The organism is Corallococcus praedator, assembly GCF_003612125.1.
Taxonomy (GTDB): Bacteria; Myxococcota; Myxococcia; order Myxococcales; family Myxococcaceae; genus Corallococcus; species Corallococcus praedator.
On sequence record NZ_RAWI01001440.1, the window covers coordinates 1 to 386 of the forward strand.

Below are 386 nucleotides of genomic sequence, written 5' to 3' on the forward strand. Positions count from 1 at the left end.
GACTACTTTTTCTATTGTTATCTTTTTCATATACTTACACACAGCGTTTTCCTTTACTGGGATGAACATCTTGTCTGGATTTTCTTTTTTCATTCGATACATTATACCTGTTTCTGTCGCAACAACAAATTGGCTACTATCTGATTTTTTAGCATGCTGCATCATTCCTTCAGTAGACAGTATGTGGGCCTTCTTGGATATATCACCAGACGCTAAATTGTATAGAGTTGAAGAGGTGCAACCGCATTCAGGATGGACCATGAATTCAGCGCTGCTGTATTTTTGTAAAATATTATTAACGTCAGCGGCAGTGATACCCGCATGAACATGACATTCTCCTGGCCACACGAACAGATTTTTTCTTCCAGTGACCTGTCCTACATATG

Annotated in this window: 1 protein-coding gene; it reads right to left on the reverse strand. The window is 39.1% G+C overall.

Annotated features, from left to right (window positions below):
- A partial coding sequence (gene nadA / locus D7Y13_RS44810) for a quinolinate synthase NadA (RefSeq protein WP_147452800.1) occupies nt 1-386 on the reverse strand: 386 nt, incomplete at both ends.